Consider the following 23446-nt stretch of genomic DNA (forward strand, 5'->3'; position numbering starts at 1 on the left):
GCGGTGTTGCATGTCGGACCTGCAGGCCACTGACCGCGGTGTGGGGCGCGACCGCGCCCCACACCGTGTGGGTCAGAGTGCCGCGAGGATGTTCTCCATCTCCGCGATCTCCGCCGTCTGGGTGTCGACGATGTTCTGCGCCATCTCGATCGCATCGGGGTTTTGACCGTTGTCGATCTCGTCCTGCGCCATGTCGATCGCGCCCTCATGGTGGACAGTCATCTGTTCCAGGAACAGTCGGGACGCGTCGTCTCCGCTGGCGCTCTCGAGCGCTTGCATGTCGTCCTCGGTCATCATCCCGCCACCCTGGTCCATGTCGCCCATGCCGTCCATGGACGAGTCCGCGCCCCACTGATCCAGCCACTGTTCAAGCTGATCGATCTCGGGCTGCTGGGCGGCTTTGATCTCTTCGGCCAACGCGGTGACACGCTCATCGACACCGTCCTTCCCGAGGAGCATGTCCGACATCTCCACAGCCTGCGTGTGGTGCGGGATCATCATCTGCGCGAACATCACGTCCGCGTCGTTGAAGTTCGCAGCCTCGGCGGGAGCTGACGAAGAGCTTCCGCCGTCCATCCCGGGCATAGACGTCGAGTTACCACCGCCCGCGCAACCGGCGAGGGTGAGAGCGGTGGCGAGGGTGAGCGCGACCGTGGCCGCTGTACGAATTTTCATCTGGGGTCTCCAAGCATCGATACGTGAAGCCAGCGGCGAGCTGGCGAAAAGGCGGAGGCGAGCAGGTACCGGGTACCCACTCCCCCGCCGTTCACGTACGGCTAACGCAGAGGACAGATAACGACGGGGCCGCGAGAGTAGGTCGACGACCCGGCGCCAAGGGGGCGACGGTCGGTGCTCGGTCACGGACGAAGCGCAGCAGCGCCGCGCTGCGAGGGGCCAGCAGCATCACCAGAGCGAGAATCGCCAGTACGCAGGCCATGATCAGCAACTCCGCATGCCCTCCGCCACAGTCCACACACTCCGTCGACGCTGTGGCGCCGTCGCTCGTGCTGGCCGCTGCCGCGTGGGTCTCGCCCATCGAGGCAGCATGAGACATGGGCGCGGCGTCGTGGCCCTGTCCGGAGCCGAGCGAGTGCATCGCCAATAGACCGACGATCACGGCGGTCGTGACGGCGAGGAGGGTGACCAGTGTGCGGGTGCGGGCGCGCGCATGAGAACGGTCCACGCTGTTAGCGATGTTCATCAGCGACATGTTCCACCTCCCGCGGTCCTAGAGTACGACGTGAATCTACGGATCAGCCGCGCCCGGCGACCGCGTCGGGTGACAGATCCAGTCGGCGGAGCAGTTGCGCGTTGAGGGCCACCACGATTGTTGACAAGGACATCAGGATCGCCCCGACCGACATTGGTAGCACGAACCCGACCGGGGCGAGGATGCCGGCCGCGAGGGGGACGGACAGGAGGTTGTAGCCGGCCGCCCACCACAGGTTCTGCTTCATCTTCCGGTAGCTCGCGCGAGACAGTTCGTTCACTGACAGCACGGAACGAGGGTCGTCGCTGGCGAGGATCACCCCGGCGGAGGCAATCGCGACATCCGTGCCGGCACCGATCGCGATACCAACGTCCGCTTGCGCGAGAGCGGGCGCGTCGTTGACTCCGTCACCGACCATCGCGACCTTGCGGCCCTCGCCCTGCAGCCCCTTCACCTTCGAGGCTTTGTCTTCGGGTCGGACGCCCGCGAAGTACCGGTCGATGCCGAGCTCGGTCGCGACCGAGGCTGCGACCGCTTCCGCGTCACCGGTGATCATGACCACCTGCACGTTCCGCTCATGCAGCGCGGCCACGGCCGCGCGGGACTCGGGCCGGATCTCATCAGCCAACCGGAGCGCTCCGGCTACCTGCCCGTCGATGAGGACGTGGAGAATGATCGCGCCTTCCTCTCGCCACTGATCCGCGACGGGCAGCTCGCTGCCGCCTTCTTGCTCGAGCAGGTACGGGCCACCAACCTTCACTTGCGTCCCGTCGACCCGTGCGCTGACTCCTACCGCTGGGGACGAGGTGAAATCCGCTGCCGCGGGCACGGTGAGCTGCTGGGCTTTCGCGGCGTTCACGATCGCGCGGGCCAGTGGATGCTCCGAGTCCGTCTCGGCCGCGGCGGCCAGGGCGAGCAGCGTGTCGGGGGCGATGCTACCGGCAGGTTCGACTGCGGTGACGGCGGGGGTGCCCTTGGTGAGGGTGCCTGTCTTGTCGAACAGCACGGTGTCGACGGTGCGCATGCTCTCCAGGGCCAGACGATCTTTGATCAGCACCCCGCCGCGGGCGGCGCGCTCTGTGGCGATGGACACCACCAGTGGGATTGCCAGGCCCAGAGCGTGCGGGCAGGCGATCACCAGCACCGTGATGGTGCGGATCACCGCATCATCAGGCAACCCGACGATGGTCCACACAACGGCGGTGATTACCGCGGCGACCAACGCGAACCAGAACAGCCACCCGGCGGCACGGTCGGCGAGGCGCTGCGCCTTCGAGGAGGAATTCTGGGCCTCGGTGACCAGGCGTTGGATGCCGGCGAGAGCAGTGTCCTCTCCGACGGCGCTGATCTCAACACGGATGCCGGAGTCGGTGGCGACGGTTCCGGCCACGACCGCGTCCCCGTCGCCGCGGCGTACAGGCTTGGATTCGCCGGTGATCATCGACTCGTCCATGCTCGCCGAGCCCTGCACCACCCGACCGTCAGCCGGAACCCGTCCGCCAGGGCGAACCACGACAACGTCGCCGACCTGCAGGTCAGCGGGCGCGACGGTGACCGTGGTGTCCCCGTCCACCTTCTCCGCCTCGTCCGGGAGGAGCGCGACAAGGGAGTCCAGTGCGGAGGTGGTCTGTGCGAGCGACCGCATTTCGATCCAGTGCCCGAGGAGCATGATGACGATCAGCAGCGCCAGCTCCCACCAGAAGTCCAGTTCGTGATCCAGCAGCCCGAGACTCGCCCCCCACGACGCGATGAACGCGACGGTGATCGCCAGCCCGATCAGCAGCATCATGCCGGGTTTACGGGCACGCAGTTCGCTGACCGCGCCGGTCAGGAACGGGGAACCACCCCACACGTACATGACGGTGCCGAGAACCGGGGAGATCCAACCCACCCAGGCTGTGTCGGGCAGCGGGTAGCCGAGCAACATCGAGAACATGCCCGAGAAGGCCACCACCGGAACAGCGAGGATCAGGTTGATCCAGAACAATCGACGGAACCGTGCGACATGGTCTGCGCCGTGCCCGGCGTGACCACCATGGCCACCGTGCTGCATCCCCGCGTGCCCGCCAGCATGCCCCTCATGAGGACTGTTCCGCGCGGTGTGGTGGGCGTGCGGGTCATCGACCGCGTCAGGCTCAACAGCGGTTTCGCGCAGTCCCTGCGCGGTGTCATCCCCGCCCTCGCCGCTCGCCGTGGGGTGGTGATGTGCGTGGTGGTCGTGCTGGCTCATGTTGAGCGTCCTTCCACTGTTCGCATCGGACAGATGCAGGTCAGGCCCGAACGGAAACGCGGGCCGGTTCGGAGGTAGCGGGCCTCGAGCTTGCCGGGAGGGTGCGGAACCCGCGCAGGCGCAGACTGTTGGTGACAACGAACACCGAAGACAATGCCATCGCGGCCGCGGCGACTAGCGGGTTAAGCAACCCGGCCATCGCGACCGGGATCGCGGCGACGTTGTACGCGAACGCCCAAAACAGGTTGCCTTTGATGGTGCCCAGGGTGCGGCGTGCCAGCCGGATCGCGTCAGCGACCACCAACAGGTCACCGGAGACAACAGTGATGTCGCTCGCAGCGATCGCGGCATCCGTGCCGCCACCCATCGCGAGGCCGAGGTCGGCGGCAGCGAGAGCGGCGGCGTCGTTGACACCGTCACCAACCATCGCCACCACACGCCCGTCGCTTTGTAGCTGGCGGACCACGTCGAGCTTCCCAGCGGGGGTGACGCCGGCGTGCACCTGTTCGATGCCGACCTGTCGAGCAATCTCCCGAGCAGCACCATCGTTGTCGCCGGTGAGCAGCACCGGTGTCATACCCAACGCCCGGAACCGGGCGATCGCCTCCGCGCTGGTGGGTTTGACTGTGTCGGCGACCGCGACGATCCCCAGGTGTGTCCCGTCACGGCCGATGGCGACGACGGTTGCTCCCGCGGTTTGCAGCGCGTCTGCGTCGTGCTGTAGTTGCGTGGCGGGGCGGATGCCCCACTGCTCCTGCAGCCAGGACGGACGGCCGGCGACGACGAGAGAGCCTGCGACGATGCCCTGCACCCCAAACCCGGCGTGAGAGTCGAACGTCTCCGCCGGCGTGACAGTGACGCTTTCAGCGACGATCGCGCGGGCGACAGGATGCTCCGACCCGGACTCCACCGCCGCAGCCGCGGCCAGCAGCTCCTCCCGAGTGATCCCGGGAGCGGGGTGCACGGCGGTCACGGCCATGGTGCCGGTGGTGACGGTGCCGGTCTTATCCAGCACGATCGTGTCGACCTTGCGGGTCTGCTCCAGCACCTGCGGTCCCCGAATCAGGATCCCCATCTGAGAGCCCCGACCGGTGCCTACTAACAATGCGGTCGGTGTGGCCAGGCCGAGCGCGCACGGGCACGCGATGATGAGCGTCGCGACCGCGGCGGTGAACGCCAACTCCACGGACCCGCCGCCCAGCAGCCAGCCCGCGAACGCGGCGATAGCCAGCACGATCACGATGGGGACAAAGATCCCGGACACCCGGTCGGCGAGGCGCTGCACCCGGGCTTTGCCGGTCTGCGCCTCCTCCATCAACCGCCGCATCCGCGACAGTTCGGTGTCTGCGCCCACGCGGGTGATCTCCACCGTGAGCCGGCCACCGACGTTGACCGTCGCACCCACCACACGGGAACCCACACCGACCTCAACCGGGGCGGATTCGCCCGTGAGCATGCTCGCATCGATCGCCGAGGACCCGTCGACGACGAGCCCATCGGAGGGGATCTTCTCCCCAGGCCGGACCAGAACGACATCCCCCACAATCAGCTGGCTGACCGGGACTCGCTGTTCCACACCGTCAACGAGCTTGACGGCGTCTTTCGCTCCCAGCTCGAGCAAAGCGCGCAGCGCTTCGGACGATGACTTGCGGGCGCGAGCCTCGGCGTACCGGCCGGCCAAGATGAACACCGTCACCAACGCGGCGACCTCGAGGTAGATCTCATGCCCGCCCGCCTGCGGGGTGCCGATGAGCGTGAACGTCATCGTCATGCCCGCCATGCCGGCGCCACCGAAAAACAGGGCATACAACGACCAACCGAACGCGGCGATCACCCCGACGCTAATGAGCGTATCCATCGTGGCGGCACCGTGACGGGCGTTGACCGCCGCAGCACGGTGGAACGGCCACGCGCCCCACACCGCCACTGGGGCGGTGAGGGTGAGCGCGAGCCACTGCCAGTATTCGAACTGCAGCACCGGAATCATCGACAGCACCGCAACGGGCACCGACAGAGCAGTGCTGATCAGCAGCCGGTGCCGCAGCGACACCAGATCACGATCCACTGGCGCACCCGGTTCATCCGAGGTCTCGGCAACCGGCGGCGCCGGAATCGCAGCTTGGTAGCCGGCGGATTCGACTGCGGCGATCAGTGTGGCCGAGTCGACGTCCGCACCGCGCACGCGAGCCTTCTCGGTGGCGTAGTTGACGGTCGCTTCCACACCCGGCAGCTTGTTGAGCTTTCGCTCGATCCGGGTCGCACATGACGCGCAGGTCATCCCGGTGATGTCGAGTTCGACATCGACTGCGCTCATGACGTGCTGCCGGCCACGGCGTAGCCAGCCTCCTCCACCGCCGCCTCCACAGCAGCGGCAGGGATCGGCGTCGAGCTGCGGATCGTCACCCGCGACGTGCCGCCCGCATTCAGGTCCACCGACACACCCTCCACCCCGTCGATCGCGGACAACTCCTCCGTGACGCTCGACACGCAGTGTGAGCAGGTCATCCCCGTCACCAGCACGTCAGACGTCACCGCGGCCGTCACCGCATCCGCGCTCTCGGGAACCGATGCGGTCGCGCAGCAGGCACAGCCAGCCCCGGTGTCTTTCAAGCCCAGATCGTTGCGGTTCTCGGTGTTCATCATCGTCTCCTCAGAGGTGGGTTGGTGGGTTAGGAACGGACCAGACGGGCGATCGCCTCGTTGGCTTCGCGGACTTTTTCTTCCGCAAACGCGCCACCCTCGGCGCTGGCCTCAGCAACGCAATGCGACAGGTGGTCGGCCAACAGCGACAGAGCGACCGACTCAAGGGCCTTCGTGGCCGCGGAGACCTGCGTGAGGACGTCGATGCAGTACTTGTCCTCCTCGACCATCCGCGCGATTCCACGAACCTGACCCTCCGCGCGGCGCAGCCGCTTCAGCAGATCGTCCTTGTGTGTCGTGTACCCGTTCATAACGGGTACGGTACCCCCCTACCGTATATGGGGCAACTCGGTCACAAAATTCCCGTGGCCATGCCTGAAAGGCACTGAGCAACAGCCTCGTTCGAGTATCCGACTCAGATCTGTCGTGACATAAGGCCGAGTATCGGCGCTCAATGAGATCGTGCCCTCGGGAGAGGTCTAGATTCGCCAGACGAAAAGCCCCGCCGGATCATCCGACGGGGCCCTTCGTCACTGCGGTGGCTGAGCTCAGCCGCCGAACTCCGCCGCGACGGCCTTGCGCGCGGCATCCTGCTCTTCAGCCCGGCTCATGTCGACCTCGAGGACCTTGTCGTAACCGAGGCCCGTGGCCGTCTCCTGCAGCGAGGCGAACAGCGAGTCGAACTGCGCGTCGTTCTCGGCGAACACCATCTGCCACGAGGTCTGCACGATCGCCGCCTTGGCCTGGTTGCGCAGCGTCTCGATCTCGGACGAGTCGGCCTCCGGGGTGTAGCTCGCGCCGGGCCCGACCAACAGCTGGTCGTTCTCGCGCAGGTAGTCCATCGTCGTCGTCGCGCCCATCTTGGCCGACCAGTCGTCCGTGACCGGGTTGCTCGTCTCGGCCTGATACGTCGGCCACAGCTTGTAGCTGTACGGGAAGCCGGTGTTCGGGTCGGTGTCGATCGGCAGGACCGCGCTGATGTTCAGCTGCGACGCGCCGTCGATGTAGCTGCCGCCGCCCCACTCGGCCGGGACCTCGGCATCACCTTCGAAGAACACCTTGTGACCCAGCTCGTTGAGCTCGGGCTCACCGTCGGCGTTGATCTCCCACGTGAGGCCCTGCGGTCCCGCGGCGCCCTGCGTCTGGCTGTTGTTGGCCAGCGCACCCTCGGGCGAGAACAGCCAGTCGATGAACGCGGCGATGCGCTCGGGGTCCTCGGCCTTCGAGCCGATCGCGAACACCTGCTTGCCGCCGTACGCCTCAGCCCCGTACGAGAAGATGTTCATGTCGTCCATCGGCGCCATCATGAAGCCGCGGCCCTCGTTGACGTTGGCGTCCGTGTTGTAGGCCGCCTGACCGAGCCAGGGCCAGAACGAGTACAGGACCTGCCCGTTCTGATACTTCGTCCACAGGGTGTCGTAGTTCTGGGTCGTCGAGTCGGGGTCGAGGATGCCGAGCTGGTTCGCCTCGTAGAAGAAGCGCAGCGCACGGACGTACTGGCCGTCGTCGTCGAGGATGCCCTGGTACTCCGAGCCGTCGCCCTTCGCGAGGGCGAAGCCGACCTCGTCGAAGCCGTAGTAGGTGGTGGGCTGCTTCGCGTTGTTCAGCATGTTGCCGTCCCAGTCCTTGAACAGCGAGACCGCGTAGGTCTTCTGTCCGTTCGGAGCGGTGGGCTCGGCATCCTGCATCTTCTTGAGCACCGGCAGGAGGTCCTCGAGCGTGCCGATCTCGGGGTAGCCGACCTCTTTGTAAAGGTCCCAGCGCAGGTAGGGGCCGAAGGTCGGGTCGAGCCCCTCGGAGGGCTCGGTCGGCTTGAGCGAGGACACCTGCGAGGGGAAGGCGTACGTGGCACCCAGGTCCTCGTTGATGCGGTCGACGGCGGCGTCGAAGCGGCCGACGTTCTTCATCGCCGGGTAGAAGCTCTCGGAGTCCAGCAGCAGACCGCCTTCGGCGAGCTCCTCGAGGCGCTGGCCCTTGTCGGTGATGATCAGGTCGCCGAGGTCACCCGCCGTCACACGCGTGTTGAAGAGCGTGTCACCGCCGCCCGCGACGTTCGGGGCGATGATGTTGAGCTTCATGTTGAACTTGTCCTCGACGAGCTTGCCGAACCAGCCCTCCTGCATGCCCATGTAGTTGGCGAGCCCGTCGAACACGTCGATCGTGATCGGCTTGTCCCATTTGTCGGGGAACTCGGAGATGGCCTCGCGCTCCTGATTCGCGGCGGGGCCGGTGCAGGCGCTCAGCAGCCCGACCGTCGCCAGAGCGGCGACGGGGCCGATGGCCTTGCGTGATAGCTTCATTGCTTTCCTCTCGGTGGTGTGACCGGGATCGGTCGATTCAGCCCTTGACCGCGCCGAGCATGATGCCCTTGACGAAGAAGCGCTGGAACAGCGGGTAGACGAAGATGATCGGCAGGATGACGATCACCGAGATCGTCATCCGGATCGACGTCGGGGTCTGGCTCGTGGCCGCGTCGACGATCGAGGTGAGGTTGCCGCCGTTCTGCATGGCGAGGGCCAGGCTGTTCGCCTGGTTGATGAACATGTAGAGCAGGTACTGCAGGGTGTAGAGACTCTGGTCGGTGATGTAGATGAGGGTGTCCTGGAAGCTGTTCCACTGCGCCACCGCCGAGAAGATCGCCACGGTCGCGAGGATCGGCGTCATGTTGGGCAGGTAGACCCGGAAGAAGATCTGCAGGATGTTCGCTCCGTCCATCTCGGCCGCCTCCTGCAGTTCGCTCGGCATCGCCTCGACGTAGGTCTTCACGAGGATGATGAAGAACGGCTGCACGACGAACGGCAGGACGTAGACCCAGAAGTTGTTCGTCAGTCCGAGGTTGCGGACGATGATGAACACCGGGATGAGGCCGGCGCTGAAGTACATCGTGATGATGACGAAGCGGTACCAGAACTTGCGACCCCACATGCGGGTCTGCGTGAACATGAAGCCGAGGAACGCCGAGGCGAGCACCGCCGCGACGGTGCCGATGACGGTTCGACCGACCGAGACGATCGCGGCCTGCGTGAGCCCGCCGAGCTGGAACACCTGCTCGTAGTTGGAAAAGTGGATGCCGCTGGGCAGCCACCGGATCTGTCCGAGAGCGGCGAGGTCGTTCGAGCTGATCGAGTTGATGATCAGGTAGTAGAACGGGTATGCGCAGACGAAGGCGAGCGCGAGGAAGACGCCGTAGTTGACGATCGCGAAGACGAAGCGGCCCGACATGTCGGTGCCCCGTCGGATCTCGCGGCGGGTGGGAGTCGTGGTGACCATGACGGTGCGCTCCTGACTCAGACGATGGATTCGCCGCGCACGCGCTTGGCGATCCCGTTGACGGTGAACAGGAGGATGACGGAGATGAGGCTCTTCAACATGCCGATCGCCGTCGCCATCGACAGGTTGTTGCCCGTCATGCCGATGTTGTAGACGTACAGGTCGAGCACCTGGATGTAGTCCTTGTTGAAGGCGTTCTGGAACACGAAGTACTGCTCCATCCCGTTGTTGAGCAGGTTCGCGATCGACAGCAGCAGGAGCACGAGGTAGGTCGGCATGAGCTGCGGGACGGTGATGTACCACATCTTCTGGAAGCGCCCCGCGCCGTCGATCTCGGCCGACTCGTACAGCGACTGGTCGATGCCGGCGATCGCGGCGAGGTAGATGATCGCGCCCCAGCCGAGCCCCTTCCAGATCGACCAGAGCGTCATCGTGATCCACACGTTCTGGTCGGTGTCGAGGAACTTCACCGGCGTCGTGATGAGGCCCGCGTCCGAGAGGATGCCGTTCACGAGGCCCGAGCTCGAGAAGAGCGAGAAGGCGATCATGTAGACGAGCACCCACGAGATGAAGTTGGGGAGCGTCGTCAGCGTCTGCACCGAGTTGCGGAACCACGGCGCCTTGATCTCGTTGAGGAAGATCGCGAAGGCCAGCGGCAGGATCGACGTCGCGATCCCGAGGAAGCTGATCGCCAGCGTGTTGATGACGACCTGCCCGACCTGGGCGACCTGGGTCGGGGATCCCACGAGCAGCTGGAACCACTGCAGGCCGACGAAGTCGCTGCCCGCGAGCCCGAGGGCCGGTCGGTAGTCGTACAGCGAGTAGATCCACCCGTAGAGGGGGAAGTAGGAGAACAGGAAGACGAGGACGAGAAACGGGACGATGCACAGGAACATCCGGAACGATCGCCGGTTCTTCGAGACCCGCTGCTCGGGCCGGTGCGGTGCCTTCTCCTCGATCGTCGCGGCCGCAGCCTCGGTGACGATCGCCTGTTGCGTCATCGGTCGCGCCGAATCGCACGCTCGGACATGTGGCGGAACATCTCACTCCTTCGTGATCGAAGCGCTTCCCTCGTTCGCCGTCGAAGACCCGTCGAACCGCTTCGATATGAAGATAACGCCCGATCGGGGCAGCGTCAAACATCACGTTTCGGTCACGCGAAAACGCCGCCCCGTCCGGTCGGCGGGGCGGCGTTCAGTTCACGCGGAAAGTGCAGGTTGGCGCGGCTATCGCGACCACTGTGCGGCGGGTGTCAACGGCACGAGCGGCGGCCTCTCGACGGCCGTGTCGAGGGTCACTCGACGTCCCTCGGCCGACGACCGCAGCAGGCTCTCCATCGCATCGAGCACGTGCAGGGCCAGCGCTCCGCTCGCGCGGCCGGGCCCGCCCGCCGCGACGGCGTCGATGAGCCCGATACCGCGGCCCGAGCCCTCGTACCCGGCCGAGGCGGGGACCGCACGCCACCCGTCGTCGCCCAGCTCGTTCAGCCGGACCTCGCCGTCGAACATGTTCGGGTCGGGCACGACGAGCGATCCCCGGTCGCCGTGCACCTCGATCGGCGGGGATGTCGTCGCGACCGCGTCGAAGCTCGTCACGATCGTCGACACCGCGCCGCCAGCATGCTCGAGGAGCCCGCTCACGTGCGTGTCGACCTCGACCTCGATCCGCTCACCGGCCCGAGGACCCGTCGCGATGGTGCGTTCCGCGCGTGCGCGCCGCGCGGCACCCGTGACGGCCACGATCGGTCCGAGCAGGTGCACGAGGCTCGTGAGGTAGTACGGTCCCATGTCGAAGAGGGGTCCTCCCCCGGGCGCGTAGTAGAACCCGGGCGCGGGGTGCCACAGCTCGTGACCCGGCGATACCCACGTCGCACTGGCCGCCATGGGCCGACCGATGACACCGTCGTCGACGAGCCGACGCGCCGTCTGGATGCCGGTGCCGAGCACCGTGTCGGGGGCCGAGGTGACCCGCACGCCGGCGGCGGACGCGGCATCCAGGATCGCCCGTCCATCGGCGACATGCAGGGCCAACGGCTTCTCGCCGTGCACGGACTTGCCGGCCGCGATCGCCGCGTGGGCGATGTCGGCGTGTGCGGCGGGCACCGTCAGGTTCAGCACCGTCTCGACCTCGGGATCGGCCATGAGCTCATCGACGCTGAGCGCCCGGGCACCGGGGACGGCAGCCGCCACCTGGGCCGCGCGCTCGCTGTCGAGATCCGCCACCGCGGCGACCCGCGCCGACGAGCTCGCCGCGAACAGGTCGAGGTATTGACGGGAGATGACGCCGAGACCGACGATCCCTACGGAGTGCGGGCCGCCCACAGCAGTCCCCTTTCGACGATGGTCCGCACGTGCGGATCGGCCAGCACCTCGGGGGTGTGGCCCGGGGTGGCGACGAAGACGCGACCGGCGCCCCAGAGGCGGGTCCAGACCGCCGGGCTCACGATCGGGCGATGCCACGGGTGGTAGTCCTGCGTCGGATGCGTCGTCGTGGCGAGGACGTCGATGAGGTCGTCGTGCAGCACCCAGTACTGCTCTGAGTGCAACACGAAGTCGTCGACGCCGGCGGTGATCTCGTGACGTCGGCCGAGGTCGGTGATCTCGATGGTGTGGTCGAGGTAGTTGTCGCGCTCGTCGCCCGGCCGTTCGTCGGGATGCCGGCCCGGGTGGGTCGCGAACTGGCCGCCGACGAGCTGCAGGTAGTCCGAGCTGCCGCGGTACGAGTCGGCGATCCCGCCGTGCCAGCCGGCGAGACCGGTGCCGGCCTCGACGGCGGCGCGGAGCCCTTTCACCGCGGCATCCGAGATCGACGACATCGTGACCGCCTGGACGATGAGATCGGTCTCGGCCATCACGGCGGCGTCGGCGTAGACCTCGTTCGACTCCTCGACGCGTACCTCGAAGCCGTTCTCGGTGAGGAACGGGCGGAACATGTCCGTCGCCGCGACGGGATGGTGCCCGTCCCAGCCGCCGCGGACGATGAGCGCGCGCCGGCCCGTCACCGCAGCTCCGCCGCTCGTCGCGCGGCGACGCGGTCGTAGCGCTCCCGCACTTCGGGACGGGGGTCGGATGCCGCATCCCGGTCCATCTCGACCGGCCACTCCGGCCACGACCCGGCGAGCACGGCCGCCGCCTGGCGGGCCGCGCCCTGGGCCACGTACTCCCCCGGCGACGGCACGGCCACGGGCACGTCGAACACCTGCGCCGCGACGGCGGCGACCCCGGGGTTGCGCGCCGCGCCGCCCACGAGCAGCACCCGCTCGGTGGCGACACCGAGGCTCCGGATCGCCTCGAGCCCCGTCGCGAGGCCTGCGAGCATGCCCTCGACGGCGGCGCGGGCGAGGTTCTCCCGCGTCGTGTTCTCGAGCGACAGACCGTCGAGCGACGCGCGCGCCGTGGGCAGGTTGGGCGTGCGCTCCCCCTCGAACCAGGGCACGAGCACGACACCGCCCGCTCCGGGCTCGGCGGCGGCCGCCAGCTCGGTGAGACCGTCGTGGTCGACGCCGAGCAGGCGAGCGATCGCGTCGAGAACCCGGGCCGCGTTGAGCGTCGCGACGAGCGGCAGGAACCGCCCCGTCGCATCGGCGAAGCCCGCGGCCGTCCCGGTCGGGTCGATCGTCCGGGTGTCGCTGACGGCGAAGACCGTGCCCGACGTACCGATCGACACGACGACGTCGCCCGCCGTCGCACCGACGCCGAGGGCGGCGCCGGCGTTGTCGCCCGCACCCGGCCCGACGCGGCGGCCGGCGGCATCCGTCACCCACTCGAGCGGGCCGAGCACGCGGGGCAGCACCGCGTCGTGACCGAGCGCCGCCGCGAGCAGGTCGCGGTCGTAGCCGTCCGACGCGGGGTCCCAGTAACCGGTGCCCGAGGCATCCGAGCGATCGGTGACGAGCTCGTCGAGCTGCGGATTCCCGGGACCGAACCCGCGCAGGCGCCACGTCAGCCAGTCGTGCGGCAGGGCGACCGCGGCCACCCGCGCCGCATTCTCGGGCTCGGCGTCGCGCAGCCAGCGGAGCTTCGTGATCGTGAACGAGGCGACCGGCACCAGACCCGTGCGCTGCGCGAGCGTCTCGGCGCCGAACTCGGCCGTGAGATCGGATGCCGCCTGCCCCGAGCGCGTGTCGTTCCACAGCAGCGCGTCGCGCACCACCGTGCCCGCCGCGTCGAGCGCGACCATGCCGTGCTGCTGGCCCCCGATCGACCACGCCTCGACGTCGTCGATGCCTCCGGCATCCGCGATCGCGCTCTGCAGCGCGGTCCACCAGGCCTCGGGATCGACCGACGTGCCCTCGGGGTGCGACGCGCGACCGGAGCGGACGACCGCCCCGGTCGCGGCGTCGACGATGACGACCTTGCAGGACTGCGTCGACGAGTCGACGCCCATGACGAGCGTCACGTCAGCGTGCGCCCAGCAGGTGCTCGGTCGCCAGCTGCTGCAGCCGCACGAAGCCGCCGCCCTTGCCGCCGAGGTAGACGCTCGGGTCGAAGTCCTCATACGCGGAGCGGTCCGCGAGGAAGTCCTCGTACGTCTCGCCCGGGTTCAGGGTCGGCGTCGCGAGCTCGTCGACCTTGGCGGCCGCGAGGGCCTCCTGCACCTCGGGGTCGGCGCGGAACGCCTGCGCCCGCTCCTTGAGAAGCAGGTAGGTGCGCATGTTGGCGGCCGCGGACTCCCACACGCCGGTCTCGTCCTCGGTGCGGCTCGGCTTGTAGTCGAAGTGACGCGGGCCCTCGTAGGCGGGGACGCCGCCGGGGCCGCCGTTCTCGAGCAGGTCGACGAGCGCGAACGCGTTGTGCAGGTCGCCGTGGCCGAACACGAGGTCCTGGTCGTACTTGATGCCGCGCTGCCCGTTGAGGTCGATGTGGAAGAGCTTGCGGTGGTAGAGCGCCTGGGCGATGCCGGCGGCGAAGTTCAGACCCGCCATCTGCTCGTGACCGACCTCGGGGTTGAGGCCGACGAGCTCGGGCCGCTCGAGCGAGTCGATGAAGGCGATCGCGTGACCGAGCGTCGGCAGCAGGATGTCGCCGCGCGGCTCGTTCGGCTTCGGCTCGATCGCGAAGCGGATGTCGTAGCCCTTGTCGGTGACGTAGTCGCCGAGCAGGTTGACGGCCTCGCGGTACCGCTCGAGCGCCTGGCGGATGTCCTTCGCGGAGTCGTACTCGGCGCCCTCGCGGCCGCCCCACATGACGAAGGTCTTGGCGCCGAGCTCGGCCCCGAGGTCGAGCTGACGGAACACCTTGCGGAGGGCGAAGCGGCGGACGTCGCGGTCGTTGGCGGTGAAGCCGCCGTCCTTGAAGACGGGCGCGCTGAAGAGGTTGGTCGTGACCATCGGGACGATCATCCCGGTCGCGTCGAGTGCGCCCTTGAGGCGGTCGATCTCGCGCTGGCGCTCGGCGTCGCTCGACCCGAAGGCGAACAGGTCGTCGTCGTGGAAGGTGAGGCCGTAGGCGCCGAGCTCGGCGAGCTTCTCGACGGCGTGGACGGTGTCGAGCGGGGGTCGCGTCGGTCCGCCGAAGGGGTCGGTGCCGTTGTAGCCGACGGTCCACAGGCCGAAGCTGAACTTGTCTGCGGGGGTGGGGGTGACCATGTCGCTCCTTCGCGAACCATTAATTGTTGTTAGCAGCAACGTATACCAGGCGCGCCGCCGCCACAAACCCCACGTGATGGCTATGGTGGGTCCGTGACCGAGCAAGGGCGAACCGTCGAATCCGTCCGGCGCGCCAACCTTGGCAGCATCCTGGGGATCGTCCACCGCGAGGGCCCGCAGTCCCGCGCCGCGCTCACCGAGTCGACCGGGCTCAACCGGTCGACCGTCGCCGACCTCGTCGCGACCCTCGTCTCGTTCGGCCTCGTCGTCGAGCGCGCACCCGACCCCTCGCACCGCGTCGGCCGCCCCTCCCCCGTCGTCTGCGTCGACCCCGCCGTCGTCGCCATCGCCGTCAACCCCGAGGTCGACGCGCTCGAGATCGCCGCCGTCGGCCTCGACCGCGGCATCCGCGCCGTCGTCGACCTGCCGCAGGAGCACCTCCTCACCCCCGAGGCGACCGCCGACCTCGTCGCCGCGCAGATCGCGACCTGGCGCCGGGCCGAGCTGGCGGACGCCCGCATCCTCGGCGTCGGACTCGCCGTGCCCGGGCTCGTCCGGGTCGAGGACGGTCTCGTCCGGGACGCGCCGCACCTCGGCTGGGTCGACGTGCCCCTGCGCGACGTCGTCGCGGCGGCCACCGGCATCCCCGTCGTCGTCGGCAACGACGCCACCCTCGGCACCGTCGCCGAGCACCTCTTCGGCGCCGCGAGCGGCATCGACAACGCGGTCTACCTCAACGGCGGCGCGAGCGGCATCGGCGGCGGCATCATCGTGAACGGGATGCCGGTGGTCGGCGCCGGCGGCTATGCCGGGGAGTTCGGGCAGAACCGCCCCGGCATCGCCACCCTCGCCGACCGGCGGGCCCGCGACGGCGTCCTGGAGGACGAGGTCAGCCGCGCCCGACTGCTGTCGGTCGTGGGACTGGGCCGCGGCGACGACCGCGAGCTCGGCGACGCGCTCGCGGCGCAGATCGACACCCCGTCGGTCGCGGGAGAGGTCGAGCGGCAGCGCCGCATCCTGGCCACCGCACTCGCGAACGCCGTGAACGTGCTGAACCCCTCCGCCGTCGTGCTCGGCGGCTTCCTCGCGGTGCTCGCGGGACTCGACGTCGCAGCCCTCGAGCAGGCCGTGCGCGCGCAGGCGATGCCCGCCTGCGGCGAGGACCTGCGGATCCTGCCCGCCGGCCTGGCGGATCACCGCCTGCTCATCGGCGCCGCCGAAGCCGTCTTCGAACGCGTGCTGGCGAACCCGCAGCCCGTCTGAGCGGCGCGCGGCCCTCGCCGCGTGTGCCGGATGCAGGGTGAGATGCCGCCGGGGCGCGTCGACACCCCCGTATGCAGCGCTGAACCTGCGCTCGGCACACCAACGGCGAACCGTTCTCCGGAGGGATGCGAGGAACGTGCCCCGCAATGCCTCCCTCGAGGCGATCCATCCGGAGAACGGCCCGGGATCCGCCGCCGACGGCGTCAGTCGCCGAGACGCCAGGTGACGAACGGGATGCCGGCGACGCCGTCGCGCGTGCGGTCCGTCGCCCGCCGACCGCGCGCGCGTTCGGCCGGACGATCGCCGCGTATCTCGTCGAACCGCTCGTGGAGGGCCGACCCGATCCCCCGATCGAAAAGGTCGGGCAGGACGTACAGGCTCAGCAGCTCGACGGTCTCCCCCAGCCGCACGTGCAGGAACCCCGTCGGTCTCTCGTCCTCGGTGACGAGCCGCCGCCACATCGGCTCGCGGTCGCGCGCCGCGGCATCCTCGACGGTCGCCGTCCGGAGCATCGTCAGCGGGGGCCGGGTCTGACCGACAGGTCGGTGATGGCGGCGTCGCGCGGCAGGTCGAGGGCGGTGAGCACGGCGGTGACGACGGATGCCGGCTGGATCCACGCATCCGCGTCGTAGTCCTTCCCCTCCTGCGCGTGGACCTGGGCCTGCATCGGCGTCGCAGTGCGACCCGGGTAGACCGTCGTGACGCGGACGCCGTGGGCGGCCTCTTCGCCGCGCAGCGCATCGGCGAGCGCCTTGAGCCCGTGCTTCGACGCGGCGTACGCGGCCCACTGCGGGTGGGCGGTGAGGCCGGCACCGGAGTTCACGAACAGCACCTGTCCCCGCGCGGCGCGCACGCGCGGCAGCAGCAGGCGCGTGAGTTCGGCGGGCGAGACGAGGTTGACCGCGAGCTGGTCCTGCCACGAGTCGACCGTGAGGTCCTCGACGTGCCCGAGGTCGACGATCCCCGCCGCGTGCACGACCGCGTCGATCCCATCGGGAAGATCGGATGCCGCAACGGCCGCGGCGAGCGATGCGGGCTGCGCGAGGTCGGCGACGATCATCGCGGCCCCGGGGTGCTCGGCCGCGAGGTCCTCCGCCCGGTCGGCGTCGCGCGCCACGAGGACGAGGCGGTCGCCCCGCTCGGTCAGGCGCTCGGCGAGGAGCTGCCCGATGCCCGATCCGGCACCGGTGAGGACGATGGTGTGCGGCATCCCCTCATCCTGTCATCGGACGTTCCCGAGGAGATGCGGCTTCCCGAGGACCGATCGGGCCGAAAACCTCCTCGACAACCGTCATCTCCTCGCGAACCGACACGGCGAACCGACGAACCGGCGCGCCGCCTCAGTCGCCCAGCAGCGCGCGCCGGGCCATGCCGGCCAGGATGCCGCCCGCCCGGTCTGCGCTCGGCGCGGCCGAGTGCGGGGTCGAGTTCAGCAGGCCGAAGGCGGCGAGCAGCCGCGTCTCGCGCTCGGCGTCGGCGAGGTCGGGGCGGAGCGCCGCGAACGGCCTGTCCCACTCCCGCACGTACTCGCGCTGCAGCCGCCGCACCTGCTGGTTGACGTCCGCCGGCAGGTTGGCGAGCTCCCGGTCCTGCACCCGGATGACGTCCGCGTCGCTCGTGGCGAACTCGAGGTGGAACGCGATGAGCGCCTCGAACACCTGCCGCGGGTCCCCGCCCGAGGCCGTCAGCGCGCGCCCACCCTCGAGCAGCCGCTCGCTCGCGTCGAGCAGCAGGTCGCAGAGCAGCGCCTCCTTGCTCGCGAAGTGCCGATACAGCGCCGGACCGCTCATGCCGACGGCGTCGCCGAGGTCGGCGGTCGAGACGGCGGCGAAGCCGCGCTCGGCGAACAGCCGCGCGGCCGACGCCATCAGCTCGGCCCGCCGGTTCGCCTTCTGCGTCGCCCGCCAGGTCGTCATCGCGACAGGGTCCGCCGCGCCTGTCTCAGCACGGGCTCGTCGATCATCCGTCCGCGGAACCGGAACACCCCGGGCTGCCGCGTCGCCTCGTCGAGCACCGCCTCGGCCCACTCGACCTCGTCGGGGGTCGCCGCGTAGGCACGGCGGATGACCTCGACCTGGGAGGGATGGATGCAGGCGGTCGCCGCGAACCCCGAGGCCGCGGCATCCCGCGCCTCGTCCTCGAGCCCGGCGGTGTCGGCGATGTCGAGGTGCACGGCGTCGATCGCGTCGATCCCCGCCGCCGCGGCGGCGATCAGCACCCGCGAGCGCGCGTGCCGAGCGACGTCGCGGTAGCGCCCATCGTCGAATCGGCTCGAGCGTCCCCCGATGCCGGCGACCAGGTCCTCGGCGCCCCACATGAGTGCGTCGACGAGCGGATGCCGCGCCAGCGCGCCCGCGTTCTCGACGCCGCGCGGCGTCTCGCACAGCGCGATGACCCGGTACCCCTCGAGCGCGTCGACCTCGGGTGTTTCCTCGGCCTTCGCGAGCATCAGCCGACGGAACGGCGTGCCCTGCAGAGCCGCGAGATCGTGCGCGAGTTCGGGAGTGGATGCCGGGTTCACCCGCACGATCACGCGTGAGGCGTCGACGTCCGCCGCCGCGAGCGCCGTCCGCGCGCCCGCTTTGCCCTCCGGCGCGACGGCGTCCTCGAGGTCGAGGATCACGGTGTCGGCGGCGGCGAGCGCCTTCGCGTACCGCTCGGGACGGTCGGCGGGACAGAACAGGAGCGCGGGGCCGAGGCTCATGCCGCGGCCTCCGGCGACATCCGCATGAGCGTCGACCGACGTGCGGTCGCGACGACCTGGTCGTGCTGGTTGCGCATCGTGTGCACGAACTCGACGATCCCCTGCCCGGGGCGCGACGTCGACGCGCGCTTCGACGCGACGACGGTCTCAGCGTAGAGCGTGTCGCCGTGCCGCACGGCGGCGGGGAAGGTGACCTCCGAGAAGCCGAGGTTCGCGACGATCGTCCCCTGCGTGAGCTGCGCGACCGACAGGCCGACGAGCGTCGACAGGGTGAACATGCTGTTGACCAGCCGCTCGCCGAACTCGGTCTGCTCGGCCCACGCGGCATCCAGGTGCAACGACTGCGTGTTCATCGTCAGCGTGGTGAACAGCACGTTGTCGGCCTCGGTCACGGTGCGGCCCGGGCTGTGCACGTAGACGGCGCCCTCCTCCAGCTCGTCGAAGTACAGCCCGCGCTGCACGATGCGCCGGGGCACGTCCTCACTCATGCGTCCTCCTCCTGCGTCGGGATCACGACGGCGAGCGTCTGCCCGCGGCCCACGCTGTCGCCCGTCGCGACCCGCAGCGCCACCGTACCGGCGACCTCGGCCCGGACGACATGCTCCATCTTCATCGCCTCGACGACGACCACGGCGTCACCGGCCGACACCACCGCGCCGTCGGCGACCGACGTCATCACGACGACGCCCGGCATGGGCGAGACGAGCTCGGGCACGGCCGACGCATGCGCGTCGCGGCGGTGGTCGAGGCTCACCCGGCGCACCTCGCGCGCGCGGCCGCCGCGCGAGAGCCACACGCGGTCGCCGTGGACGGCCGCGACGACCGTGGCGCTGCGATCGCCGACCCGCACCGCGAACCGGTCGCCGAGGTCCCGGACGGATGCCGCGACCTCCGTCCCGCCGACGATCACCCGGTCGCCGACGAGCTCGACCGCGCGCTCCTCGCCGCCGGCCGCCAGCCGGTACCGCCGCGGCGCGGGTGGACCCAGACGCCACCCGTCCGCCCGGTGCCACGGATCGTCCCCGCGGGGGACGGCGGCGTCGAGCAGCAGCGCCGCCTCGACGAACACGTCGTCCGGATCGCCCGTCGCGACGAGCCCGTCGAGCTCGCGGGCGATGAGCCCCGTGTCGAGCTCGCCCGCCGCCACCGCCGGCAGCTCGAGCAGCGCGCGCAGGAACGAGAGGTTCGTCTCGAACCCGAGCACCGCGGTGTCGCCGAGGGCGGCGACGAGCCGGCGTCGCGCCTCGTCGCGGGTCCGGCCCGTGGCGATGACCTTCGCGAGCATGGGGTCGTAGTCGACCGACACGTCGAGCCCGTCGGCGAGGGCGCTGTCGACCCGGATGCCGGGGCCCACCGGGTGCACGACCCGCACGACGCGCCCGCCGGTCGGCAGGAAGCCCGCCGCGGGATCCTCCGCGTACACCCGCGCCTCGATGCTGTGCCCCGTGAGCACGACGTCGTCCTGCCCGAACCCGAGCGGCTCCCCCGCGGCGATCCGCAGCTGCGCCGCGACGAGGTCGATGCCGGTGACCTCCTCGGTGACGGGGTGCTCGACCTGCAGGCGGGTGTTCATCTCCATGAAGAAGAACTCGTCGGGGCGGTCCGCCGCCACGATGAACTCGACCGTCCCCGCACCTCGGTAGTCGACGCTCCGCGCGGTCTCGCACGCGGCCTGCCCGATGCGCGCGCGGGTCGCCTCGTCGAGCAGCGGCGACGGCGCCTCTTCGATGACTTTCTGGTGCCGACGCTGCAGCGAGCACTCCCGCTCGCCCAGGTGCACGACGTTGCCGTGCGCATCGGCGAGCACCTGCACCTCGATGTGCCGCGGGGTGTCGACGTAGCGCTCGAGGAACAGGGTGTCGTCGCCGAAGCTCGCGCCCGCTTCACGGCGGGCGGCGGCGAGCGCGGCCGGGAGGGCCGCGGCATCCGTCACGACGTGCATCCCCTTGCCCCCGCCGCCCGCGGACGGCTTGATGAGCAGCGGATAGCCGACCTCGGGCGCCGCGGCGATGAGTTCGTCGTCGGCCATACCGGCTCGCGCGACGCCGGGCACCGTGGGTACGCCGCGCGCTTCGACGGCGTGCTTCGCGGCGATCTTGTCGCCCATCGTGCGGATCGCGTCGGCGCTCGGCCCGATGAACACGATCCCGGCCCGCTCGCACGCCGCCGCGAAGGCGGTGTTCTCGGATAGGAACCCGTAACCGGGGTGGATCGCCTCGGCCCCCGTCGCTCGGGCCGCGGCGATCACCGCGTCGATGTCGAGGTAGCTCTGCGCGGCGGGCGCGGGCCCGAGCCGCACGGCCTCGTCGGCGAGCGCGACGTGGCGGGCCCCGGCATCCGCGTCGCTGTAGACGGCGACCGAGCGGATGCCGAGCTCCCGCAGTGTGCGGATGACGCGGCAGGCGATCTCGCCGCGGTTCGCGACCAGGACGGTGGAGAACATGCGCATCACATCCGGAAGACGCCGTAGCCCGGCGCGTCGAAGGGGGCCCGCAGGCAGACGTTCAGGGCGAGGCCGAGGGCGTCGCGCGTCTCGGCGGGGCCGAGGATGCCGTCGTCCCAGAGGCGCGCCGTCGAGTAGTACGGGCTGCCCTGCACCTCGTACTGCGCACGGATCGGCGCCTGGAACGCCGCCTCGTCGTCCGCCGACCACTCCTCACCGCGCGCTTCGATCTGCTCGCGGCGGACGGTGGAGAGGACGGATGCCGCCTGCGGACCGCCCATGACCGACACCCGCGCCCCGGGCCACAGCCACAGGAACCGCGGTGAATAGGCCCGCCCGCACATCGAGTAGGTCCCGGCGCCGAACGATCCGCCGACGACGACAGTGAGTTTGGGCACCGACGCGCAGGCGACGGCGTTGACCATCTTCGCGCCGTGCTTGGCGATGCCGGCCGACTCGTACTCGCGGCCGACCATGAAGCCCGTGATGTTCTGCAGGAAGACGAGCGGGATGCCGCGCTGGTCGCACAGCTCGATGAAATGCGCGCCCTTCAGCGCCGACTCCCCGAACAGGACACCGTTGTTCGCGAGCACGCCCACCCGGTGCCCGTGCAGGCGCGCGAACCCGGTCACGAGCGTCTCGCCGTACTCGCGTTTGAACTCGTGCCACGAGCCGCCGTCGACGATCCGGTCGACGATCTCGCGGGCGTCGTAGGGCGTCGTGAGTTCGACGGGGACGACGTCCGCGAGCGTGGCCGGATCGGCCGCGGGTGGGGTGACCGGCTCGGGCTGCTCGCGCAGGGGTGCCGGGGCGGGGAGGGTCGCGACGATGTCGCGGACGATCTGCAGCGCGTGCTCGTCATTCTCGGCGAGGTGGTCGGTGACGCCCGAGACCTTCGTGTGCAGGTCGCCGCCGCCGAGGTCCTCGGCCGAGACCACCTCGCCGGTCGCCGCCTTCACGAGCGGCGGTCCGCCGAGGAAGATCGTCCCCTGGTTGCGCACGATGACGGTCTCGTCGCTCATCGCGGGCACGTACGCGCCGCCGGCGGTCGACGAGCCGAGCACGGCGGCGATCTGAGGGATGCCGTTGCGCGACATCCGGGCCTGGTTGTAGAAGATGCGCCCGAAGTGGTCGCGGTCGGGGAAGACCTCGTCCTGCATCGGCAGGAACGCGCCGCCCGAGTCGACGAGATAGATGCACGGCAGCCGGTTCTCGGCCGCGATCTCCTGCGCGCGCAGGTGCTTCTTGACGGTGATCGGGTAGTAGGTGCCGCCCTTCACCGTCGCGTCGTTCGCGACGACCATGACGTGGCGACCGTGGACGAGCCCCACCCCCGCGACGACACCACCGGCGGGACACTCGTCGTCGTACAGGTCGAGCCCCGCGAGCGCCCCGACCTCGAGGAACGGGCTGCCCGGATCGAGCACCGTGTCGACGCGGTCGCGGGCGAGGAGTTTGCCGCGCGCCGTGTGGCGCTCCCGGGCCCGCTCGGGGCCACCGCGCGCGGCGTCCGCGCGGCGACGCTCGAGCTCGGCGATCAGGTCGGGATACGTGGGGGCTGTCATCGTCGACGGCACCTCCGAAGAGAATGCTTCAGTTAACGTTCGCTAACCGAAGGAACGATAACACCGCGATCGCCGCTTCGGAAGGGTCAGGCCTCGAGGATCGCCCGCAGCGACTCGAGGTCGGCCTCGATGGCCGCGGCATCCTCCGCGAACTCCGCGTCGGTCACCCCGTCGCGGCGGTAGAGCGTGAAGACGACCTCGCTGCCGTCGTCGTTGCGCAGGACGCGCATCGGATTGTGGACGACGGTGCCGTCCGGCAGGGTGACGTCGTGATCGAGGATGCCCGCCTCGACCGGCCCCGGGAACGCGACCCCGATGTCGCCCATCGGCGAGTCGGCGAGCCAGCGTCCGCCCTCGTGACGGATGCCGGTGCTCAGCCCCGCCGCCCAGCGCGGCAGGTTCGCGGGGTCGCCGACGAAGGCGATCACCTCGCGCGGGGAGCGCTCGATCGAGCGGGAGAGATGGAGCGCGGGCCAGGTCATGCCCGGAGGTTATCGCGCGCCAGCGACACCGGCATCGGGAGCGGCGAGGATG

General features: G+C 69.7%; 22 protein-coding genes. 1 reads left to right on the forward strand and 21 read right to left on the reverse strand.

Going from position 1 to position 23446, the window contains the following annotated elements; translation table 11 throughout:
- Positions 1-72: 72 nt before the first annotated feature.
- From ACPEH0_RS07030 to xylA, 13 genes are all read right to left on the reverse strand, one after another.
- Positions 73-675 (reverse strand): DUF305 domain-containing protein, encoded by a 603-nt coding sequence (locus tag ACPEH0_RS07030; RefSeq protein WP_217529612.1) that lies wholly within the window; start codon positions 673-675, stop codon positions 73-75.
- 91 nt (positions 676-766) lie between these two features.
- Positions 767-1210 carry a DUF6153 family protein gene (locus tag ACPEH0_RS07035; protein WP_359920899.1) on the reverse strand — a complete coding sequence of 148 codons (444 nt, stop codon included), beginning with the start codon at positions 1208-1210 and terminating at the stop codon, positions 767-769.
- A gap of 43 nt (positions 1211-1253) precedes the next feature.
- Positions 1254-3440, reverse strand: coding sequence for a heavy metal translocating P-type ATPase (locus tag ACPEH0_RS07040; protein WP_423719434.1), 2187 nt, complete (start codon positions 3438-3440; stop codon positions 1254-1256).
- 40 nt (positions 3441-3480) lie between these two features.
- Positions 3481-5754 carry a heavy metal translocating P-type ATPase gene (locus ACPEH0_RS07045; RefSeq protein ID WP_366213676.1) on the reverse strand — a complete coding sequence of 758 codons (2274 nt, stop codon included), beginning with the start codon at positions 5752-5754 and terminating at the stop codon, positions 3481-3483.
- The gene (locus tag ACPEH0_RS07050; RefSeq protein WP_366213675.1) at positions 5751-6080 is read right to left on the reverse strand and encodes a heavy-metal-associated domain-containing protein; all 330 of its coding nucleotides are present in this window, start codon (positions 6078-6080) and stop codon (positions 5751-5753) included. Before ACPEH0_RS07050 ends, ACPEH0_RS07045 begins: the two co-directional genes overlap by 4 nt.
- Positions 6081-6109: 29 nt before the next feature.
- Complete coding sequence (locus ACPEH0_RS07055) at positions 6110-6391, reverse strand: metal-sensitive transcriptional regulator (RefSeq protein ID WP_366213674.1); 282 nt, start codon at positions 6389-6391, stop codon at positions 6110-6112.
- A gap of 237 nt (positions 6392-6628) precedes the next feature.
- Entirely contained in the window at positions 6629-8380 is a 1752-nt protein-coding gene (locus ACPEH0_RS07060) for an ABC transporter substrate-binding protein (RefSeq protein ID WP_366213673.1), read from the reverse strand.
- 37 nt (positions 8381-8417) lie between these two features.
- Complete coding sequence (locus ACPEH0_RS07065; protein WP_217529630.1) at positions 8418-9350, reverse strand: carbohydrate ABC transporter permease; 933 nt, start codon at positions 9348-9350, stop codon at positions 8418-8420.
- Positions 9351-9367: 17 nt separating this feature from the next.
- Positions 9368-10351 carry an ABC transporter permease gene (locus ACPEH0_RS07070; protein WP_217529632.1) on the reverse strand — a complete coding sequence of 328 codons (984 nt, stop codon included), beginning with the start codon at positions 10349-10351 and terminating at the stop codon, positions 9368-9370.
- A gap of 225 nt (positions 10352-10576) precedes the next feature.
- A complete protein-coding gene (locus tag ACPEH0_RS07075) occupies positions 10577-11671 on the reverse strand; it encodes a Gfo/Idh/MocA family protein (protein ID WP_217529634.1) in 1095 nt (364 codons plus the stop codon).
- Positions 11650-12351, reverse strand: coding sequence for a ThuA domain-containing protein (locus tag ACPEH0_RS07080; protein ID WP_366213672.1), 702 nt, complete (start codon positions 12349-12351; stop codon positions 11650-11652). The genes ACPEH0_RS07075 and ACPEH0_RS07080 overlap by 22 nt, the downstream gene beginning before the upstream one ends.
- Positions 12348-13748 (reverse strand): xylulokinase, encoded by a 1401-nt coding sequence (xylB, locus tag ACPEH0_RS07085; protein ID WP_366213671.1) that lies wholly within the window; start codon positions 13746-13748, stop codon positions 12348-12350. Before xylB ends, ACPEH0_RS07080 begins: the two co-directional genes overlap by 4 nt.
- A gap of 1 nt (position 13749) precedes the next feature.
- A complete protein-coding gene (gene xylA, locus ACPEH0_RS07090) occupies positions 13750-14937 on the reverse strand; it encodes a xylose isomerase (protein WP_366213670.1) in 1188 nt (395 codons plus the stop codon).
- A 93-nt stretch (positions 14938-15030) separates the two neighbouring features.
- On the opposite strand from xylA, the gene ACPEH0_RS07095 reads away from it, so the two are divergent.
- Positions 15031-16200, forward strand: a complete 1170-nt coding sequence (locus tag ACPEH0_RS07095) for an ROK family transcriptional regulator (protein WP_366213669.1) — start codon at positions 15031-15033, stop codon at positions 16198-16200.
- Positions 16201-16403: 203 nt separating this feature from the next.
- Here the strand turns inward: ACPEH0_RS07095 and ACPEH0_RS07100 are convergent, their stop codons facing one another.
- The 8 genes from ACPEH0_RS07100 to ACPEH0_RS07135 all read right to left on the reverse strand — a co-directional run bounded on the left by ACPEH0_RS07100 (position 16404) and on the right by ACPEH0_RS07135 (position 23394).
- Positions 16404-16712 carry a hypothetical protein gene (locus ACPEH0_RS07100; protein WP_366213668.1) on the reverse strand — a complete coding sequence of 103 codons (309 nt, stop codon included), beginning with the start codon at positions 16710-16712 and terminating at the stop codon, positions 16404-16406.
- 2 nt (positions 16713-16714) lie between these two features.
- On the reverse strand, positions 16715-17410 hold the full coding sequence (locus tag ACPEH0_RS07105) for an SDR family oxidoreductase (protein ID WP_217529642.1): 696 nt from the start codon (positions 17408-17410) through the stop codon (positions 16715-16717).
- A gap of 130 nt (positions 17411-17540) precedes the next feature.
- Positions 17541-18116 carry a TetR/AcrR family transcriptional regulator gene (locus ACPEH0_RS07110; protein ID WP_311860458.1) on the reverse strand — a complete coding sequence of 192 codons (576 nt, stop codon included), beginning with the start codon at positions 18114-18116 and terminating at the stop codon, positions 17541-17543.
- Positions 18113-18904 (reverse strand): HpcH/HpaI aldolase/citrate lyase family protein, encoded by a 792-nt coding sequence (locus ACPEH0_RS07115; RefSeq protein ID WP_366213667.1) that lies wholly within the window; start codon positions 18902-18904, stop codon positions 18113-18115. Before ACPEH0_RS07115 ends, ACPEH0_RS07110 begins: the two co-directional genes overlap by 4 nt.
- The gene (locus ACPEH0_RS07120; protein WP_366213666.1) at positions 18901-19392 is read right to left on the reverse strand and encodes a MaoC family dehydratase; all 492 of its coding nucleotides are present in this window, start codon (positions 19390-19392) and stop codon (positions 18901-18903) included. The genes ACPEH0_RS07115 and ACPEH0_RS07120 overlap by 4 nt, the downstream gene beginning before the upstream one ends.
- On the reverse strand, positions 19389-21353 hold the full coding sequence (locus tag ACPEH0_RS07125; protein ID WP_366213665.1) for an acetyl-CoA carboxylase biotin carboxylase subunit: 1965 nt from the start codon (positions 21351-21353) through the stop codon (positions 19389-19391). The genes ACPEH0_RS07120 and ACPEH0_RS07125 overlap by 4 nt, the downstream gene beginning before the upstream one ends.
- A complete protein-coding gene (locus ACPEH0_RS07130; protein ID WP_366213664.1) occupies positions 21353-22912 on the reverse strand; it encodes a carboxyl transferase domain-containing protein in 1560 nt (519 codons plus the stop codon). The genes ACPEH0_RS07125 and ACPEH0_RS07130 overlap by 1 nt, the downstream gene beginning before the upstream one ends.
- Before the next feature lie 86 nt (positions 22913-22998).
- Positions 22999-23394 carry an SRPBCC family protein gene (locus ACPEH0_RS07135; RefSeq protein ID WP_366213663.1) on the reverse strand — a complete coding sequence of 132 codons (396 nt, stop codon included), beginning with the start codon at positions 23392-23394 and terminating at the stop codon, positions 22999-23001.
- Positions 23395-23446 lie beyond the last annotated feature (52 nt).

The sequence above is a fragment of the Microbacterium sp. NPDC079356 genome (assembly GCF_049545465.1).
Lineage (GTDB): Bacteria > Actinomycetota > Actinomycetes > Actinomycetales > Microbacteriaceae > Microbacterium > Microbacterium gawkjiense.

Coding starts and splice junctions, on each gene's coding strand:
- ACPEH0_RS07030 (WP_217529612.1), bottom strand. CDS start 675: ATGAAAATTCGTACAGCGGCCACGGTCGCGCTCACCCTCGCCACCGCT.
- ACPEH0_RS07035 (WP_359920899.1), bottom strand. CDS start 1,210: ATGTCGCTGATGAACATCGCTAACAGCGTGGACCGTTCTCATGCGCGC.
- ACPEH0_RS07040 (WP_423719434.1), bottom strand. CDS start 3,440: ATGAGCCAGCACGACCACCACGCACATCACCACCCCACGGCGAGCGGC.
- ACPEH0_RS07045 (WP_366213676.1), bottom strand. CDS start 5,754: ATGAGCGCAGTCGATGTCGAACTCGACATCACCGGGATGACCTGCGCG.
- ACPEH0_RS07050 (WP_366213675.1), bottom strand. CDS start 6,080: ATGAACACCGAGAACCGCAACGATCTGGGCTTGAAAGACACCGGGGCT.
- ACPEH0_RS07055 (WP_366213674.1), bottom strand. CDS start 6,391: ATGAACGGGTACACGACACACAAGGACGATCTGCTGAAGCGGCTGCGC.
- ACPEH0_RS07060 (WP_366213673.1), bottom strand. CDS start 8,380: ATGAAGCTATCACGCAAGGCCATCGGCCCCGTCGCCGCTCTGGCGACG.
- ACPEH0_RS07065 (WP_217529630.1), bottom strand. CDS start 9,350: ATGGTCACCACGACTCCCACCCGCCGCGAGATCCGACGGGGCACCGAC.
- ACPEH0_RS07070 (WP_217529632.1), bottom strand. CDS start 10,351: ATGACGCAACAGGCGATCGTCACCGAGGCTGCGGCCGCGACGATCGAG.
- xylA (WP_366213670.1), bottom strand. CDS start 14,937: ATGGTCACCCCCACCCCCGCAGACAAGTTCAGCTTCGGCCTGTGGACC.
- ACPEH0_RS07100 (WP_366213668.1), bottom strand. CDS start 16,712: ATGCTCCGGACGGCGACCGTCGAGGATGCCGCGGCGCGCGACCGCGAG.
- ACPEH0_RS07105 (WP_217529642.1), bottom strand. CDS start 17,410: ATGCCGCACACCATCGTCCTCACCGGTGCCGGATCGGGCATCGGGCAG.
- ACPEH0_RS07110 (WP_311860458.1), bottom strand. CDS start 18,116: ATGACGACCTGGCGGGCGACGCAGAAGGCGAACCGGCGGGCCGAGCTG.
- ACPEH0_RS07115 (WP_366213667.1), bottom strand. CDS start 18,904: ATGAGCCTCGGCCCCGCGCTCCTGTTCTGTCCCGCCGACCGTCCCGAG.
- ACPEH0_RS07120 (WP_366213666.1), bottom strand. CDS start 19,392: ATGAGTGAGGACGTGCCCCGGCGCATCGTGCAGCGCGGGCTGTACTTC.
- ACPEH0_RS07125 (WP_366213665.1), bottom strand. CDS start 21,353: ATGCGCATGTTCTCCACCGTCCTGGTCGCGAACCGCGGCGAGATCGCC.
- ACPEH0_RS07130 (WP_366213664.1), bottom strand. CDS start 22,912: ATGACAGCCCCCACGTATCCCGACCTGATCGCCGAGCTCGAGCGTCGC.
- ACPEH0_RS07135 (WP_366213663.1), bottom strand. CDS start 23,394: ATGACCTGGCCCGCGCTCCATCTCTCCCGCTCGATCGAGCGCTCCCCG.